14 protein-coding genes are annotated in these 16,783 nt (G+C 55.2%); 4 read left to right on the top strand and 10 right to left on the bottom strand.

What is annotated here, in order from left to right:
- Positions 1-411: 411 nt before the first annotated feature.
- The 3 genes from argR (at position 412) to yhcN (ETA_RS02590) (ending at position 2,016) form a co-directional block, all read left to right on the top strand.
- Positions 412-882 (top strand): transcriptional regulator ArgR, encoded by a 471-nt coding sequence (argR, locus tag ETA_RS02600; protein WP_012440061.1) that lies wholly within the window; start codon positions 412-414, stop codon positions 880-882.
- A 490-nt stretch (positions 883-1,372) separates the two neighbouring features.
- Positions 1,373-1,636 carry a peroxide/acid stress response protein YhcN gene (yhcN, locus tag ETA_RS02595; RefSeq protein ID WP_012440060.1) on the top strand — a complete coding sequence of 88 codons (264 nt, stop codon included), beginning with the start codon at positions 1,373-1,375 and terminating at the stop codon, positions 1,634-1,636.
- Between the two features lie 110 nt (positions 1,637-1,746).
- Complete coding sequence (gene yhcN / locus ETA_RS02590) at positions 1,747-2,016, top strand: peroxide/acid stress response protein YhcN (RefSeq protein WP_012440059.1); 270 nt, start codon at positions 1,747-1,749, stop codon at positions 2,014-2,016.
- Positions 2,017-2,224: 208 nt separating this feature from the next.
- Here the strand turns inward: yhcN (ETA_RS02590) and aaeB are convergent, their stop codons facing one another.
- Genes aaeB through aaeX form a run of 3 tightly spaced genes read right to left on the bottom strand, consistent with a single transcriptional unit; the run spans position 2,225 to position 5,340 of the window.
- Positions 2,225-4,183, bottom strand: coding sequence for a p-hydroxybenzoic acid efflux pump subunit AaeB (aaeB, locus tag ETA_RS02585; RefSeq protein ID WP_012440058.1), 1,959 nt, complete (start codon positions 4,181-4,183; stop codon positions 2,225-2,227).
- A gap of 13 nt (positions 4,184-4,196) precedes the next feature.
- Complete coding sequence (aaeA, locus tag ETA_RS02580) at positions 4,197-5,129, bottom strand: p-hydroxybenzoic acid efflux pump subunit AaeA (RefSeq protein WP_012440057.1); 933 nt, start codon at positions 5,127-5,129, stop codon at positions 4,197-4,199.
- A 7-nt stretch (positions 5,130-5,136) separates the two neighbouring features.
- The gene (aaeX, locus tag ETA_RS02575) at positions 5,137-5,340 is read right to left on the bottom strand and encodes a p-hydroxybenzoic acid efflux pump operon protein AaeX (protein WP_012440056.1); all 204 of its coding nucleotides are present in this window, start codon (positions 5,338-5,340) and stop codon (positions 5,137-5,139) included.
- Positions 5,341-5,617: 277 nt separating this feature from the next.
- On the opposite strand from aaeX, the gene aaeR reads away from it, so the two are divergent.
- Complete coding sequence (aaeR, locus tag ETA_RS02570; RefSeq protein WP_012440055.1) at positions 5,618-6,535, top strand: HTH-type transcriptional activator AaeR; 918 nt, start codon at positions 5,618-5,620, stop codon at positions 6,533-6,535.
- A 90-nt stretch (positions 6,536-6,625) separates the two neighbouring features.
- Here the strand turns inward: aaeR and tldD are convergent, their stop codons facing one another.
- From tldD to mreB, 7 genes are all read right to left on the bottom strand, one after another.
- Positions 6,626-8,071, bottom strand: a complete 1,446-nt coding sequence (gene tldD / locus ETA_RS02565) for a metalloprotease TldD (protein ID WP_012440054.1) — start codon at positions 8,069-8,071, stop codon at positions 6,626-6,628.
- A gap of 113 nt (positions 8,072-8,184) precedes the next feature.
- The gene (gene yhdP / locus ETA_RS02560) at positions 8,185-11,982 is read right to left on the bottom strand and encodes an AsmA2 domain-containing protein YhdP (RefSeq protein ID WP_012440053.1); all 3,798 of its coding nucleotides are present in this window, start codon (positions 11,980-11,982) and stop codon (positions 8,185-8,187) included.
- Positions 11,983-12,051: 69 nt separating this feature from the next.
- Entirely contained in the window at positions 12,052-13,521 is a 1,470-nt protein-coding gene (rng, locus tag ETA_RS02555; protein ID WP_012440052.1) for a ribonuclease G, read from the bottom strand.
- Between the two features lies 1 nt (position 13,522).
- The gene (locus ETA_RS02550; RefSeq protein ID WP_012440051.1) at positions 13,523-14,104 is read right to left on the bottom strand and encodes a Maf family protein; all 582 of its coding nucleotides are present in this window, start codon (positions 14,102-14,104) and stop codon (positions 13,523-13,525) included.
- Positions 14,105-14,113: 9 nt separating this feature from the next.
- Positions 14,114-14,602, bottom strand: a complete 489-nt coding sequence (gene mreD, locus ETA_RS02545; protein ID WP_012440050.1) for a rod shape-determining protein MreD — start codon at positions 14,600-14,602, stop codon at positions 14,114-14,116.
- Positions 14,599-15,603: a rod shape-determining protein MreC gene (gene mreC / locus ETA_RS02540; protein WP_012440049.1), complete on the bottom strand. Its 1,005-nt coding sequence runs from the start codon at positions 15,601-15,603 to the stop codon at positions 14,599-14,601. Before mreC ends, mreD begins: the two co-directional genes overlap by 4 nt.
- Positions 15,604-15,672: 69 nt before the next feature.
- Positions 15,673-16,716, bottom strand: coding sequence for a rod shape-determining protein MreB (gene mreB, locus ETA_RS02535; protein ID WP_004155044.1), 1,044 nt, complete (start codon positions 16,714-16,716; stop codon positions 15,673-15,675).
- Between the last annotated feature and the right edge of the window lie 67 nt (positions 16,717-16,783).

Below are 16,783 nucleotides of genomic sequence, written 5' to 3'. Positions count from 1 at the left end.
TTTGTGTGCCGGGCAACCCGGAAATACCTTTCTGAAATAACGGGAGTGGCGCATAGCGGCGAATGCAAGGATCACCGGACTTTGTTAACGCAAGGTAACCGGGAATGAACAAAGGCAGCAAACAGAGCGACAACTTCAAATATTCAGGGTATTACCGTGATTTTGCGATACATTACACCCTTAATACTAACCTGAACAACCTCCACATTATAACAATTCGTTCACTTTTTGCGCGTAGCACGACAGAGTCGGTCAATTCTTTTTTTCGCTAAAATTTGTTAGACTCCGCCGCCTTGCGGTGAGTTTACATTCAACGCATCATTTGCCATTTGCATAAAAATTCATTTAATTGCATAATAATGTAATATCCCGCTGCGGGTATCCCTTAATAACCCCTTTTATCGGTAACCTATGCGTAATTCATCAAAACAAGAAGACTTGATTAAGGCTTTTAAAGCCTTGCTGAAAGAAGAAAAATTCAGCTCTCAGGGAGAAATTGTCAACGCCCTGCAGGAAGAGGGTTTTGAAAATATCAATCAGTCGAAAGTGTCACGTATGCTGACAAAATTCGGCGCCGTGCGTACGCGCAACGCAAAAATGGAAATGGTTTACTGCCTGCCAGCCGAACTCGGCGTGCCCACCACGACCAGCCCGCTGAAGAACCTGGTGTTAGATATCGACTTTAATGACGCACTGGTGGTTATCCATACCAGCCCTGGCGCAGCGCAGTTGATTGCTCGCCTGCTGGACTCACTGGGTAAAGCGGAAGGGATACTTGGCACCATTGCCGGGGATGACACCATCTTTATCACCCCGGCGCGTTCATTCACCGTTAAGCAACTGCATGATGCCATCCTGGTGCTGTTCGAACAGGAACTGTAGCGTCGCCGCCAAAAGATAGCGTACCGCCCCTTCCCTCCCTCGCGCGACGGAGGATAGCTCCCTACCGCCGTCAGCATCAGCCGTGAGGCATTTTCCATTACCGGGTCGCTTTTCACAGGGTCAATACATCATCGACCCCGCTTTCTTTGTCGCGGGGCTACTGTGGTTTCCAGCATAGTTCACTCGCTGAAAAGGAAGGAACCTCATCTAAAAGCTGCAAATCCTCCACGTAACAATGTGATCTACCGCAAATAAAAGCACGAATAGGTAATTTCACTCATCCCCTTGTTTAATCGTAGAATTTACTTCTCACGCACAAAAAATGAGCGTTTTTTATCACTTAACGTTCTTAAAAGTGCCCATTTATTGCCTTATGCTCACATTAATATTATTAGCGTGCTATTAATTTTTTACGTTATTAGATCTATAATTCTTTCCGTGATGCAAATCAAAACATTCAAAAGTTAAGAACGAATAACGAGGAAATATCATGAACATCAAAACGACTATTGCTGCCTTAGGCGTGCTTTCTACCCTGACATTTGGCGCTTCTGCCGCTCAATTGGTCAACGCGGATCAGGCAAAGGATCTTCAATCGATGGGTATCGTCAGTGTGAGTGGCGTTGCGGGGGCACCGATGGATATCCGCGAGGCGCTGAATGATAAAGCTCGCGAGAAAGGCGCAAACGCCTACCGTGTTATCGAAAACTATCAAAACGGAAACTGGCACGCCACGGCCGAGCTTTATAAATAATTGAAGCGCTAAATTCAAATCACGTATCAATCAGGCCGGTAATCCCAAGAATAAAAAAAGTTTTTCAAACCTTTCGATTACCGTATCAATACTATTCTGGAGCTATCATCATGAAAACAACATTCACTATCGCGACCTTAACTCTTGCCTCCGTGCTGTCGTTCGCCGCTAGTGCGGCTAATCTGGTCAATAATGATCAGGTTAACAGTCAGAACCTACAGCCGATTGGCAGCGTGAGCGTAAGCGGCATCCTCGGAGTCCCTTCAGATATCCGTCATCAGCTTTCGCAAAAAGCCGACGAGCAGGGCGCATCGGCGTATCGAATCATTGAAGCGCGTAACGATGGCAACTACCACGCTACGGCTGAGCTTTATAAATAACCAACGTCCGTCCGACACACTAGCGCCGCAATCCTGAAGCCACCGCCCGTCCAGCTTTTGCTATAAACCTGCCGACAATGCCTTAGCCCCGATCGCCGGGGCTTTTTTTGTGCCAACATCAGGCCATCCCCTGGTAGCGAAAACCAGAGGGCACGGACTAAAAACGGCACCCGCCCTGCTACCGCGGTTCCGATCTGCGCAAACAAACTCAAACCCGGATCAGCGTTTGCTGATATTTCTTCAACACCATCGCCAAACGCGCAACGGGTTCAGTCACGCTTTGCGCCGCCTGATACTGTTGCAGCTTCTGCTGATATACGTCGAACTCGGCAAGTAAACGCGCAAAATAGTCACGCCTTTTCTCATCGCTGCTGGCAGAGATAACGCGGTCAGCGGTGTGGCGCAGCTGCTGATGGAAAGCAGACAGATCGGAATTGATCGGCACATCTGCGGCACGCAGCCGCTGGTGTGCAATAATCAGCGTCAGCGCCAGCCGGTACTTCTCAATATCGCCAGGAAAGCTGTTCATCAGCATAAACAGCTGTTGATAGAGCGCGGGCAGGTGATTCTCTTTGCGGCGCACGGTATTGGTGGTCATCGCCGACACGGCGGCATACATAAAGCGATTGAGCACGGTGCGCCCAACGCGCGCCTTAGACGTGTCGCGGATCAGCAGAATGACCAGCAAAGCAACAAAACAGCCTATCGCCTGGCCAAGTGCATTATCCAGAAACGCGCTGACTTCGAACTTCATCGGATTATCCAGCGTCAGGATGTTAATGGTGCCAACCAGCGCGCCTAACGTACCGATTTGACGCCGCTGGATCAGTATCCCGCTGATAAATGCCATCGCCCCCAGGGCAAGACATAACAGCAGCATGCTTTGCTGGGTATTGGGCATCACTACCATGTAATAGAGCGAACCTAGCGGTATGGCGACGATCATCCCGTAGAGAAAATCTTTAGCAACCATAAGCGGATTAGGCATACGCATAGCCAGTGACGTAATGACGGCCAGCATCACCATCGCCCCACTGCCTGACGTCCATCCGGTCCACAGCCAGAACAGCGATCCCACCGCGGTGGCCACAAAGGTACGCACGCCGTTCACCAGCGCATGCCGTGTTTCCGCCGGGCGCATCTTCACCACCGGATCGGCATTCAGCACCTCTTCCTCCAGGCGGCTGATACGGCTGTTACTGTGGATACCCTTCATCAACAGCAGATAATGGCTGGCCGCGACGACCCAACTACTGAGGGTGTTTGGGGTATTTCTGCTGCCGCTGACGGAGATGACCCGGCGCATGATTTTCATGCGTTTATGAATATCGGCAACGTTATTTACCGGCTTTTCAAAGAACAGCTGGAACTGGGGAGGAACGTAATCAGAATGGTTATTCTGGATCAGAAACGTTTCACAGGCCTGGGTGATCAGCGTCAGTGACAGAGTATGGAGCACCCGCAGACGCGGATCGATTTTGTGCCAGCGGCCAGCCTCCATCATCAAATGAGTACGCATTCCGCTGAGTGCGTTAGTACGACGCACCAGGCCGGCCCAGCATTTATCGACCTCGTCTTTATCGACATGCGCCACACACAGCTGCATCAGCCGGTACTGATCCACCAGCAGCGAATCAATTTCGCGATCGATATCCAGCTTGATTGAACGGGGTGAAAACAGCATATCGGCGAGGATCGCACAAACAATCCCGATGATGATTTCACTACAGCGCTCTACGGCAAACTGTGGCGCCAGCAGCACTGAGCCACTGGCATTGAGGCTGACCACAATAATCAAAGCGGTATAGCCAGCCAGTCCGAGAGCATAGGCGTTTTCAACTTTGATCAGCGAAGAAACCCACACGCAGATCCCGGCCCAGATGCAGCACAGCAATAGCATGACCACCGGCGCACGAATGGTGGCAATCATGATCGCCAGCGCGGCGATACAGCCAATAAAGGTGCCGATGATACGTAACATCCCACGGTGACGCAGGGCGCCGGAGAACGGATCGCCCCCGGCAGCAAACGCGGTACCGCCCGCCACAATCGCGGCGGTCATCACCGCCCAGCGCGGAGTTTCCAGGTTGAATTCAAAACCGATAAACAGTGCCAGCAAAATAGCGAAGGTGAGTTTGACCGGAAAGCGCAGACGATAAAACGGCATGATCTCCCCCGCCTCAACCAAACTCACGCAGACGATGTATCAGCTTCATCAGCGGCGGCATATCGTTATCCTTGCGATCCTGGGCACCGGTCACTACCACGGTTGCCGTGGTTCCCGAGGGATACTGATTGCCCGGCTGGCTGTCGAGATGAATGCGAACCGGCACGCGTTGCGCCAGCCGTACCCACTCCAGATTCGAATCAATGGTCGCCATACCTTTGCTGTCAACGGTACTGCTGCTGTTGGTGACTCCGGCGGCAATGCTGTCAACTGAACCGCGCAGCACCTGATTGCTGCCCAATGGGGTAATCTCGACGCGATAGCCAGGACGGATCCCCTCCAGCTTGGTTTCTTCCAGATAGGCCAGCACGTAAAATGAATTCTGTTTTACCAGCGCCACCGACGTTGACCCGCGGGTAATAAATTCGCCGGTATAGACATTCAGATTGGTAACCCAACCTGCTGACGGCGCTTTAACCACGGTGCGTTCCAGATCCAGCTGAGCCAGATCGCGTGAAGCCACGGCTTTGGCCAGCTGGTGCTCCGTGGTTTGGTAGTCGTTATTGGCCTGCTCGATAGCCTCACGCGACATGGCAGAGACCCCAAGCTGATTGCGGCGGGCCGCCTCGCGGCGTTTCTCGCCCATTACCGCCTGGTAATAGGCCACATCGGCCTGTGCCTCATCCAGTGCTTTCTGATAGCGCGGCGGGTCGATGGTAAACAGCACCTGATCTTTCTGCACCAGCTGGTTGTCGCGCACGCGCACTTCGGAAATCAGGCCGCTGACATCGGGGGCAATCGCGACCACATCGGCGGTAAATTTGGCATCACGCGTCCACGGGGATTCGGTGTAAAACACCCAGATGCGGAAGATCAACACGATCGCGATAATCACCAGCAGCAAAGTAATGACAGTACGGGAAATTTTTCTTGTTAGCGTTTTCACTATGACCTCAGACGAACAATCGGGATACAACGTAGAACAGACAGCAGTAAAGCGCGGTATTGAACAGGGCCGGATGCCAGACCAGGTCATAAAGTCCGGTTGGCGTTATCGCACGCCGTATCAGCCAGAACAGCATCAGTGACACAATAATTTCAATAAAAATGGGGGGGAATGACATCCCAAAGACGACAACAACCGGAAGTACACTCATCTTATATCCTTGTAAACACGCTACCGGGCCGTCTGATTCTCGTCACTGGCTCCTCTCCTGGTTCAGGGTAGTGCGCCTGCTGATAACGATAAGCGATCGACGGAACATGATTCAGATGCCGATCGGGAGCGCGGCTTTTTAATGATAGCTTAAGCCGAAACCAGTATAGAACCGAAGTGGGACAACATGATGGTAACCCGTTTCTGCTATAGTAACGCGGTTGACTATAAGTTATCTACCAAATGTGATCTAAATCACTTTTAAGCCAGAGTGAATAATGGAAAGACTCAAGGGGATGTCCGTTTTTACCAAAGTGGTCGAACTGGGCTCATTCACCGCGGCGGCACAGCAGATGCAGCTGAGCGTATCGGCGGTCAGTCAAATCGTCGCAAGGCTGGAAAATGAGCTGCAGGTGAAACTGCTTAACCGCAGCACCCGCAATCTCGGGCTGACCGAAGCCGGTAAAATCTACTTTCAGGGCTGCCGCCGCATGATGGCGGAGGCGCAGCAGGTGCATGAACAGCTGTGGGCCTTTAACAATACGCCCGTTGGCACGCTGCGCATTGGCAGCTCGTCAACCATGTCGCAAAATCTGCTGGCTCCCATGGCCAAAGAGATTTTGCAGCAGTATCCAGGCCTGAAGGTCAACCTGGTGACCGGCATCCCGGCACCGGACCTGATCGCTGACGGGCTGGATTTAGTCATCCGCGTCGGGGATTTACAGGATTCCAGCCTGTACTCCAGACGCCTGGGAGTAATGCCGATGGTTGTCTGTGCAGCAAAGCACTATCTGGTGCAGTTCGGCACGCCGGAAAAACCGTCGGATATCGGCAATCACTCCTGGCTGGAATACAGCGTACGGCCGGACAACGATTTTGAGCTGATCTCGCCCGAAGGCACCGCCATCCGCCTGTCGCCACAGGGACGATTTGCTACCAATGATGCGCAGACGCTTATCCGCTGGCTCAAGGCCGGAACCGGTATCGCCTACGTGCCGCTGATGTGGATAATCGATGAAATTAACGCCGGAGAGGTGGAGATCCTGTTTGCGCATTACCAGTCGGTACCACGCCCGGTCTATGCGCTCCATAGCCAAAAAGACAGGCTGCCGCTGAGGGTTCAGGTGTGTATCAATTACCTGACCGACTATTTCAACAGGGTGGCGGACATCTACCGCGAATTTCGCAAGGGTTAACGAGGGAAGACATGCGGATAACGGCCTGGGCAGACGCTGTCTGCATCCGCCCATGACCGCAAGCCCCTCAACAGGAGCATCACTCGATAGTTAAGCCGTACCGCCCACGGTCAGCCTGTCGAGCTTCAGAGTAGGCTGCCCCACGCCGACAGGCAGGCTCTGCCCCTCTTTGCCGCACACGCCAACGCCTTTATCCAGCGCAAGGTCATTACCCACCATCGAAATTTGCTGCATCGCCTCAATACCCGACCCGATGAGCGTTGCCCCTTTCACCGGCCTGGTCACCTTGCCGTTTTCAATCAGATAGGCTTCTGAAGTAGAGAAGACAAATTTACCGGAGGTAATATCCACCTGACCGCCGCCAAAGTTAGGCGCGTACAGGCCGTACTCCACGCTTTCGATGATCTCCTGCGGCGTGGACTGACCCGCCAGCATATAGGTGTTAGTCATACGTGGCATCGGCAAATGCGCGTAAGACTCGCGGCGACCGTTGCCGGTTGGCGCAACGCCCATCAGCCGCGCGTTGAGCTTATCCTGCATGTAGCCTTTCAAAATGCCATTTTCAATCAGTACGTTATACTGGCCCGGCACGCCCTCATCGTCGATGGCAAGCGACCCGCGCAGGCCATCAATGGTGCCATCATCCACCACGGTACAGAGTTCAGAAGCCACCCGCTGGCCCATCTGCCCACTGAACATCGAGGTGCCGCGACGATTAAAGTCGCCCTCCAGGCCGTGACCGACCGCTTCGTGCAGCAGCACGCCCGGCCAGCCCGCACCCAGCACAACGGGGATCGTGCCCGCCGGGGCCGCCACCGCGTCCAGATTAACCAGCGCCATGCGCACCGCTTCACGCGCCCAGGCCTCCGCACGTACTTCACCCGCCTCATTGGCGAGGAAAAACTCATAGCCAAAGCGCCCGCCGCCGCCGCTGGAGCCGCGCTCACGCTTGCCGTTTTCTTCTACCTGAACACTTACCGAAAGGCGTACCAGAGGGCGCACGTCGGCAGCCAGCGTGCCGTCGGTGGCGGCAACCAGCACCTGCTCATAGACGCCGGTCAGGCTGGCAGAAACCTCCTGCACGCGTTTATCTGCGGCGCGTGCGGCGCTGTCGACGCGGTGCAGGAGCGCAATTTTCTCTTCGCGCGTCAGGCTCTGTAACGGATCGAGCGCCGGATACAGTGCTCGATGGGCTACGGCCCCCAGGGTACGTGACTGGCCATTGCCCTGCTCACGTACGATGCTGCGCGCCGCCGTTGCGCTCTGGTGCAGCGCATTTAGCGTGATCTGATCGGCATAAGCAAAACCGGTTTTTTCGCCACTGATGGCACGAACGCCCACGCCCTGGTCAATATTGTAAGAACCGTCTTTGATAATCCTGTCTTCCAGCACCCATGACTCATGAAAGCTGGACTGGAAATAGAGGTCGGCGTAATCCAGCTTGCGTTCAGACAGCTGGCCGAGAATGGAAAAGAGGTCGCTTTGACTCACATTGTTTGCAGTTAGTAACTGCTCACTTACCAGATTCAGACTCATGAACTCTCGCTTTATATGGATAAGCCTGTCATTGCTGCTGGCTTCATCACTTAACTGGGTTTGGATTAATGGCAACGGGGGTAGCCTGAGGCAATTCCCCAGCTACGTCAAATTCACTTCCCGCTGTCCTCACGCGGTTTACGCATCACTTCGTCAATTTGCGGTTTATCGATGGGGCCACTGATGTGATAGCGCAAGACGGAAATCTTATTCCACAATGGCCCAAGCACCTTGCTGGCGGCGAATACGGCAGCACCGATCACCGGGTTCACCACGAATGCCGTAGCAACGCCCACCGATGCTGAAATTTCCGGAGCCACCGTGGCCTGTAGGTTGATTTGACTCCGCACCAGGTCGACATCACCATTTATCGCAATATCCGCCTCCAGACCGTCTACCAGCAGATTATCGGTATGCATCACGCCATTCTCAATCCAGGCCGTGGCATTAACCGCATCAAAGTAGAAACCCTGGCTGAAGGTATCGCTGAAGTCGAGGCGCAGCTTGCGCAGCAGGGCGTCAAAGCTGACCAGCCGCAGCAGCTGTCCGGCCCGTCCGGTGGACACGTCGGCAATCTGACCCGCGCCGAGATGCGATTTCAGCACGCCGCTCAAGGTCTCAATGGACGGCTGCCACGGCGTTGAGCGCCAGTGCAGATCGTATTCAAAATCAAACGGCGAGTCGCGCAGCGGCGAAGTCATGCCAAACCAGCTGGTCGCCCGATCGATTTTCCTGCCGCTCAGTGAGCCTTTTAGCGATGTGCGCTGCCCACCGGTACGGTTTACCCACTCACCGCTGGCCGTAAGCCGAGCGTTCCCGCTGTCTATCAGCCCATTTTGCAATTTCAGCGTATCGCCGGACGGGGTCAGTTCAGCCTGGATGCGGCCAAAATTCTGCCCACGCAGCCAGCACTCATCGCAGCTAAGGCGCAACGCTGGCCAACTGCTGAAGTTCACCGTGTTGGCGTGGTCGGGCAGCGGAGAAGCGCTCTCTTTGCTGCTCCACTGCGGATTATAATAGAGGTATTTCAGGTTAACCGCCCACGGGGCACCCTGCCTGATAGCCAACGAGCCTTTGATATCCTTGCCGTTGGCATCCACCGTCATTTCACCCGTCGTCCCCTGGCGCAGCGTGGCGGTAAGATCCCGCCACTGCTGGCCCGCCAGCGACAGGGCCGGGGTATGCAGGTGAATATCCCCCGGAAGCAGCGTCCGGTCGGCTTTACCGCCAGTACCCATGCCGGCCCCTAACAGCCCCAGCCAGGCTTCGCCGTCCAGCGCCGGCAGATTTAACATCATGCCGCGGCCGTCCGGCAGCGCAGGGATGCGTTGCGTATCGTTTTCCCAGATGCCGCGCTCTACCCGCAGCGGGTTACCCAGCAGCCAGCGACTGTTAAAACGCTGTCTGTCGCCAAGCGCACCGCTCAGCTCAAAACTTTTCAGGTCACCTTTAGCCGCCAGTTTTACCGGTAGCGTACTGCCCGATGCTTTCTCAAGAGGAGAAGGTAAGTGACTACTTACATCCTTCAGATCGCCGTCGATATCGATCTGGTAGTTGGCTCCCCCCCGGTGCGGCAAGGCAATCTGTACCTTACCGCGCCACGGCAGATTGCCGCTCAGCTGCTGGAGTACCGCGGGCGGTAAGGACTTCATCTTGCCCGGCTGCCAGTCCGCATTAAGATCCACGCCAATGCGGTAATCTTTATCGCCTTCCTGGGTTGTAAAGCGTACGCCAAGCGGCTGCCCGAACCAGCGGGCGCTCATGGCATCGCTTTTCAGATTGCCGTTATCATAAACAAAACGCCCGCTAAGCTGCTCGAAGCGCGTTTCAAGCGGCTTAATCAACAGCGAATTTTGCTTCAGATTTACATCCCCCGTGGCCCGAACCTCCTGCCCGTCCAGCGGTATATCAAGATGTAAGCGACCACTTACATCTCCACCAATCTGTAGCTCATCCAGCGCGGCACCCAGCGAGGATTTCAGCGGCGAGTGGTTAAAATAGTCGCGGATCTGCGGGCCTTCACCCTTAATATCGCCGTTAATAATCAGCTTCTGCTGCATATAATCCGGAATGACTGCCGAAATATTGCGTCCGTCAACCTCACCCAGCTTCACGTCCGGCGCCTGCATCCACAGCCCGTTGTTGGCAAAATCGAGGTCGATATCCAGGTTTTCCAGCGCTGGCCATCCGGGCTGAAACGCAAAGGTCGCCTTACGCAGCGGTACCGCCACCTCGAACATCCCTTCGTGCTGGGTAAACGGGAACTGATGGGGATTGCCGGAAAAGAGCAGCGTAGCGTTCTTCACCTCGCCCCCTTTAATCGCCCCGCTGAGGTAGTCGGTAAGGGATTTGCCCATCAGCGGTTCGGGGAAATAGCGCCAGGCGTCACCCGCGTTGGTCAGATTGATGCCGCCGAGAATGGCGAGGTGCGGGGCGCTATCCTTCTGCTGCTGATAGCGAAAATCGCCGCGCGCCCAAAGAGAGCGCGCCTGAATATCCAGCTGTCGACCGGAGAGCGTCAGTCCATCCTGTCCATACTGCCAGCGCAGTGCGCCACTGGCCCGTTTGATTTCCAGCGGCGCGCGGAACATATCTCCATAAGGCAGCGACGCTTTCTGAAGATCAAAGGTGATGCGCCCGTCGGCCACGCCTCCGGCCAGGGTGCCATCCAGGTTTTCCATGCCGGGCAGTAGCTGCCACTGCCGCCAGCTTAAATCGTGCCATTTGGCCTGAAAGCGCGTCAACTCCGGCTGTTGCAGCGGAATATCTACCGCCAGCGCGCTCACCTGGCCGCGCGGCTGTAGCGTACGCCAGTTTTCCAGCATCTCCGGCGATAGTCTGGCAAACAGCGGGATCAGCGGTTCAAGATGTTGCAAATCGAGATGGTTAGCACGTATCCGGAGCTCTTGTTGCGCCTCCGTTGCGGGCAGCTGGTCATTCTCTGGCAGCCACAGCAATGAGAGCTGTCCCTGGGGCCAGGGCCGATCGTCCAGTATAAACCGGGTCTGTGGCACATTCAGATCCCAGCCACCCTTGAAGCGGCTGATATGAGCAGTGAGATTATCAACGCTAAGATGATGTGACCGCGCATCACCCTGCCAGTTGGCGCCGCCCTTTTTCAGCCAGACATCCCCGGCATGAACGTTACCGTTTTTGACCTCCATCCAGGCGGCAAGGCTGAAACGTGCGCTTTCCAGGCTAGTATTGTCACGCATCCACTGTCCGAGCCAGGGTTTAACGTCTACGTCATCGGCCTGCATCCATACGCGCCCGGTGTCGAGATAGCCATTGCTGTCGCTCAGATCGAGCCGCACCTGTACCACGCCGTGCTGCCCGGTGATACTGGAAAGGCTGACCAGCCCTTCGGCACGATGGCGAGCCTTTTCATTCATCCAGGTCAGCTGTGGGATCGCCAATTTGGCACGCTGGCCCGAAAGCGTCAAAAAGCTGACTTCACTATCACGCAGGTCAAAATGGTCAAACTGGCGCAGGAAGAGATCGTCCAGGCTTTTGGTAGTGAGATTTGACTTACCGCCGTCGCCAAAAGACAGCGCGGTATTGGTCGAAAGGCGTAATTGCCAGAAGGTGAGATCGCGGAATTGCCAACGCAGATGAAGTAATGACTGCCAGATATCCAGGGCCAGCGTAACGCGCTGGATCTCCAGCTTCCCGCCGTCAGGAAGATCGGCCTCAATATTGCCAATCTCAAGGCGCGGGCCAAAGTTTTCCCAGCTTCCCTGTAACGCACTGGCCTGCACCTTCACACCCGTGGTCGCAGAGACACGCTCAAGGATCGGCGCACGCCAGCTGTCCATATGCGGCATCAGCAGGCGCAGGCCACTGACCACTAGCGCAATAACAACCACTAATGTTGCACAGGCCAGTAACAAAATCCTCGGCAGTTGCCTCACTCACCTCTCCTTGTCCGCTACGAAAACGCGCTTGCGGCCGGCCACCGTCAAAGGCCACCGGCGACAGATTTACATCATCACCACGTCAAATTGCTCCTGAGTATAGAGCGGTTCAACCTGGACTTTAACCTGTTTACCGACGAAGATTTCCACTTCGGCCAGCGCGTGTGATTCGTCGCTTTTCAGCGCCTCTCCCACTGACGGCGAGGCGTAGACCAGGAAACGGTCGGAGTCATAGGCATGATGCACTCGCACGATCTCACGCATAATTTCGTAGCATACCGTTTCAACGGTTTTCAACGTGCCGCGCCCTTTGCATACCCGGCAATCCTGGCAAAGCACGTGCTCAATACTTTCGCGCGTACGCTTGCGCGTCATCTCAACCAGCCCCAGCTGCGAGAAGCCGTTAACGCCGGTCTTCACCCGGTCTTTGCTTAGCGCCTGTTCAAGCGAGTGCAGCACGCGGCGGCGATGGTCTTCATTATTCATATCGATAAAATCGATAATGATAATGCCCCCCAGATTGCGCAAGCGCAGCTGACGGGCAATCGCCTGCGTTGCTTCAATATTGGTATTGAAAATAGTTTCTTCCAGATTGCGATGCCCGACAAACGCCCCGGTATTAATGTCAACCGTTGTCATCGCTTCCGTCTGATCGATAATCAGGTAGCCGCCGGACTTCAGCTCAACTTTACGATCGAGCGATCGCTGAATTTCATTTTCGACATCAAACAGGTCAAATATCGGCTGTTTGCCGGTGTACAGCTCCAACTTCGCCGTCATTTCCGGAATGTATTCACCGGTGAACTCCAGCAGATGCTCGAAGCTTAGCCGGGAATCGATACGAATGCGATCCAACGCGGCCCCGGCAAAATCACGCAGAATGCGTTGCGACAGCGCAACCTCGCCATACAGGCGACAGCGCGTCTTATTGCGTTTTTTACGTTCAATGACCTTGGTCCACAGACGTTTCAGGAACGCAGCGTCGGAGGCCAACTCGTCTTCACCCACGCCTTCGGCGGCGGTGCGAATAATGTAGCCGCCCAGCTCATCACAGTAGGCCGCTACCACGGCTTTCAGGCGGTTACGTTCCGCTTCGCTCTCAATACGCTGCGATACGCCAACGTGTGAGGCACCCGGCATAAAGACCAGATAGCGTGACGGTAAGGTAATGTCGGTCGTAAGACGTGCGCCTTTGGTGCCCAGCGGATCTTTCACCACCTGCACCATCAGATCCTGCCCCTGGCGCACCAGCTCGGATATATCACGCACGATGAAGTTTTTCTTTTCGTCACCGGCCACGCACTCGGTGTGCGGCATAATATCGGAAGCATGCAGAAACGCCGCTTTTTCCAGACCAATATCGACAAATGCCGCCTGCATCCCGGGTAAAACACGGCTGACGCGTCCCTTGTAAATGTTGCCAACGATACCGCGACGCGCTTCGCGTTCAATATGGATTTCCTGCAGGATGCCGCCGTCTATATAGGCAACACGCGTTTCGGACGGAGTAATATTGACCAGTAGTTCCGCTGTCATTTCAACCTCTCACTTCACGCAACGCCTGGAAATGACGCCACAGCTCCGCCGTTTCCACTAAGGGCAACCCAACCACCGCGTGGTAACTTCCATTGATTTTTCTGACAAAATTGCCGCCCAGCCCCTGAATGCCGTAACTCCCGGCTTTGTCCATCGGCTCTCCGCTGGCGATATACTGTTCGATATCTTCAGGCGTAAGCTGGCGGAAGGTCACCTCGGTCACCACCAGACAATCACGTATCTGTTGGCGATCGGCCAGCGCTACCGCCGTCATAACATGATGGGTCTGCCCGGAGAGTTTGGCCAGCATGGTGGCGGCCGCCACGGCATCAGCAGGTTTTTCCAACACGTCATGATTAAGCACAACGATCGTATCCGCACCCAGTACCGGCAGATCGCACGGGGCAACGGCCACGCCAGCCTGCGCTTTATCCCGCGCCAGGCGCTTAACATAGTGTTCTGCCGTTTCACCTTCGTTCCGTTGCTCTGCAACATCCAAAGTCAGGCGTTCGAATGACAGGCCCAGTTGGGCCAGCAACTCACGGCGGCGCGGAGAAGCGGAAGCCAGATACAGGGATAGCATATAAGTCCTTTATTGTACGGCAAACTGGCGGCGGATCTTTCTCATCAGCAGGAATAGCCACGGCCAGAGAACACCGTCGATAACGCTACTCCAGAATATTTCCGGGCGGAAAGAGACATTAACCACAATAAATTCTGACCAGAAGACGATGATATCCATCGTCAGCGACAACACCGTCACCATCAGCGCCTGCTGCCAGAGTGCGAGATTGCGGAATAGCTGGAATTTAAAGGCGACCAGGTAGGCAACAAGACTCAAAGCCAGCGCACGCACGCCGAGGGTCGAACCTGAAATAAGATCCATGATAGATCCCATCACAAATCCCGTACCGACATTCACCCGATGCGGCAGCGCCAGCACCCAGTAAATGATGATCAACAATAACCACGATGGCCGGAAGTATAGCAGCTGCTCCGGCCACGGCATGATTTGCAGCATTAGCGCGACGAGGAAAGAAAGCCATATCACCCAACGGCCGTGGCTGCGGTAGCTGCTCAAGGCCGGGCTCCCTGCACCGCTGGCACGGGGTCATTACCGGAGGGGGTGGCCGCGGGTACCGATGGGGCCGGGGGGCCTGCCATTTCGCTGGTCTGTGGCAGCACCTGCGGCATCATCTGCATCAAACGCTCATTGGCTACGCGATGCACCTCATCCGGGGCCATTGGCATGGTGCCGTTACGATCGGCCCCCCACAGCAGCAGCAGATAGCGCAGACGTTGCAGACCCGCCGTTGGACGCGCCTTAATCACGGTATAGGCGCGCTGGGTATCCAGTTTTACCGAGGAGACAACGCCAACGGGGTAGCCTTCAGGGAAACGCCCGCCGAGACCGGATGTCACCAACACATCGCCAACGCGAATATCGGTGTTGGCCGGCAGGTGTTCAAGCTGCAGATCTTCGGTACAGCCATTTCCGGCGGCTATCACACGAATATCGTTACGCAGTACCTGGATAGGCAGCGCGTGCGACGCGTCGCAAATCAGCAGTACGCGGCTGGTAATTTTACCCACCGCGATCACCTGGCCGACAACGCCTTTATCGCTGATCACCGGCTGCCCTTCATACACGCCACTGATGCTACCTTTGTCGATCACCACCTGGTCGGTGTAAGGATCGGTGCCGGTGGAGATCACCTGCGTCACCATTTTATGCTCGTCCTGACGCAGCGGTGATCCCAGCAATTCTCTCAGGCGAGCATTCTCCTGCCTGAACTGTCCCAGCATCAGCAATTCGCTGTTCTTTAGCATCAGTTCGCGTTGTAACGCTTTGTTTTCCAACTCGAGCTGCTGGCGCGAGGCCAATGTTTCAGAAACATTGTCCAAAATCTGACGGGGGCCGTTGGCCAGGAAATAGAACGGACTGACGGCCGTGTCCATATAGGTGCGGATACGGGAGAAGGCTCCCAGGCGACTGTCGGCAACAATTACGCCTATTGCCACAATAATCGCTAAAATTAAGCGTAACTGCAGGGAAGATTTCCTGCTGAACATCGGCTTCATAAACTCGGCGCATTCCTCGACAACATAAAAAAGGAGCGCGGGCAACGGCCCACCGCTCCTTCAGGCAGATTATTCTTCGCTGAACAAATCGCCGCCGTGCATGTCGATCATTTCCAACGCTTTGCCGCCACCGCGCGCCACACAGGTCAGCGGATCTTCTGCCACGACGACGGGAATACCGGTCTCTTCCATCAGCAGGCGATCGAGGTTACGCAATAGCGCACCACCGCCGGTCAGCACCATGCCACGCTCGGAGATATCAGATGCCAGCTCAGGCGGGCACTGCTCAAGGGCAACCATCACGGCACTGACGATACCGGTTAACGGCTCCTGCAACGCTTCCAGGATCTCGTTAGAGTTAAGGGTAAAGCCACGCGGAACCCCTTCGGCCAGGTTACGGCCACGTACTTCAATCTCGCGCACTTCGTCGCCCGGATAGGCAGAACCGATGCCGTGCTTGATGCGTTCAGCGGTAGCTTCACCAATCAATGAGCCGTAGTTACGACGAACATAGTTAATAATCGCTTCATCGAAGCGGTCACCACCGATGCGGACAGAAGAGGAGTAGACCACGCCGTTCAGCGAGATCACCGCCACTTCAGTGGTGCCTCCACCGATATCCACCACCATAGAGCCGGTTGCTTCGGAAACCGGCAGACCGGCACCGATAGCCGCCGCCATGGGCTCTTCGATCAGGAACACCTCACGTGCCCCCGCACCCTGGGCGGATTCACGGATGGCGCGGCGTTCTACCTGAGTCGCACCCACCGGCACGCAGACCAACACGCGCGGGCTTGGGCGCATAAAGCTGTTGCTGTGCACCTGTTTGATAAAGTGCTGCAACATCTTTTCAGTCACGAAGAAATCGGCAATCACGCCATCTTTCATCGGGCGAATAGCGGCAATATTGCCAGGGGTGCGCCCCAGCATCTGCTTTGCATCATGACCGACTGCCGCTACGCTTTTGGGAGAACCGGCGCGATCCTGTCGGATAGCAACAACGGAAGGCTCGTTCAGCACGATACCCTGCCCTTTCACGTAAATCAGGGTATTGGCAGTACCCAGGTCGATGGACAAGTCGTTGGAAAACATGCCACGGAATTTTTTAAACATACTAAAGGATAATCCTGCAAGCTGGGGGCGAAAAATAAAATCCGCTTACTCTACCAACCACACGAAG

Origin of the sequence: Erwinia tasmaniensis Et1/99, assembly GCF_000026185.1 — a bacterium.
Lineage (GTDB): Bacteria > Pseudomonadota > Gammaproteobacteria > Enterobacterales > Enterobacteriaceae > Erwinia > Erwinia tasmaniensis.
The sequence above is the reverse complement of the archived record's forward strand: the minus strand, read 5'-3'. Positions and strand labels throughout refer to the sequence as shown.

What these genes read in the sequence shown, in the direction of transcription:
- aaeX (WP_012440056.1), bottom strand. Translation starts at nt 5,340, where the DNA reads ATGAGTGTACTTCCGGTTGTTGTCGTCTTTGGGATGTCATTCCCCCCC.
- argR (WP_012440061.1), top strand. Translation starts at nt 412, where the DNA reads ATGCGTAATTCATCAAAACAAGAAGACTTGATTAAGGCTTTTAAAGCC.
- rng (WP_012440052.1), bottom strand. Translation starts at nt 13,521, where the DNA reads ATGACAGCGGAACTACTGGTCAATATTACTCCGTCCGAAACGCGTGTT.
- ETA_RS02550 (WP_012440051.1), bottom strand. Translation starts at nt 14,104, where the DNA reads ATGCTATCCCTGTATCTGGCTTCCGCTTCTCCGCGCCGCCGTGAGTTG.
- aaeB (WP_012440058.1), bottom strand. Translation starts at nt 4,183, where the DNA reads ATGCCGTTTTATCGTCTGCGCTTTCCGGTCAAACTCACCTTCGCTATT.
- mreB (WP_004155044.1), bottom strand. Translation starts at nt 16,716, where the DNA reads ATGTTTAAAAAATTCCGTGGCATGTTTTCCAACGACTTGTCCATCGAC.
- yhcN (WP_012440060.1), top strand. Translation starts at nt 1,373, where the DNA reads ATGAACATCAAAACGACTATTGCTGCCTTAGGCGTGCTTTCTACCCTG.
- aaeR (WP_012440055.1), top strand. Translation starts at nt 5,618, where the DNA reads ATGGAAAGACTCAAGGGGATGTCCGTTTTTACCAAAGTGGTCGAACTG.
- tldD (WP_012440054.1), bottom strand. Translation starts at nt 8,071, where the DNA reads ATGAGTCTGAATCTGGTAAGTGAGCAGTTACTAACTGCAAACAATGTG.
- mreC (WP_012440049.1), bottom strand. Translation starts at nt 15,603, where the DNA reads ATGAAGCCGATGTTCAGCAGGAAATCTTCCCTGCAGTTACGCTTAATT.
- yhcN (WP_012440059.1), top strand. Translation starts at nt 1,747, where the DNA reads ATGAAAACAACATTCACTATCGCGACCTTAACTCTTGCCTCCGTGCTG.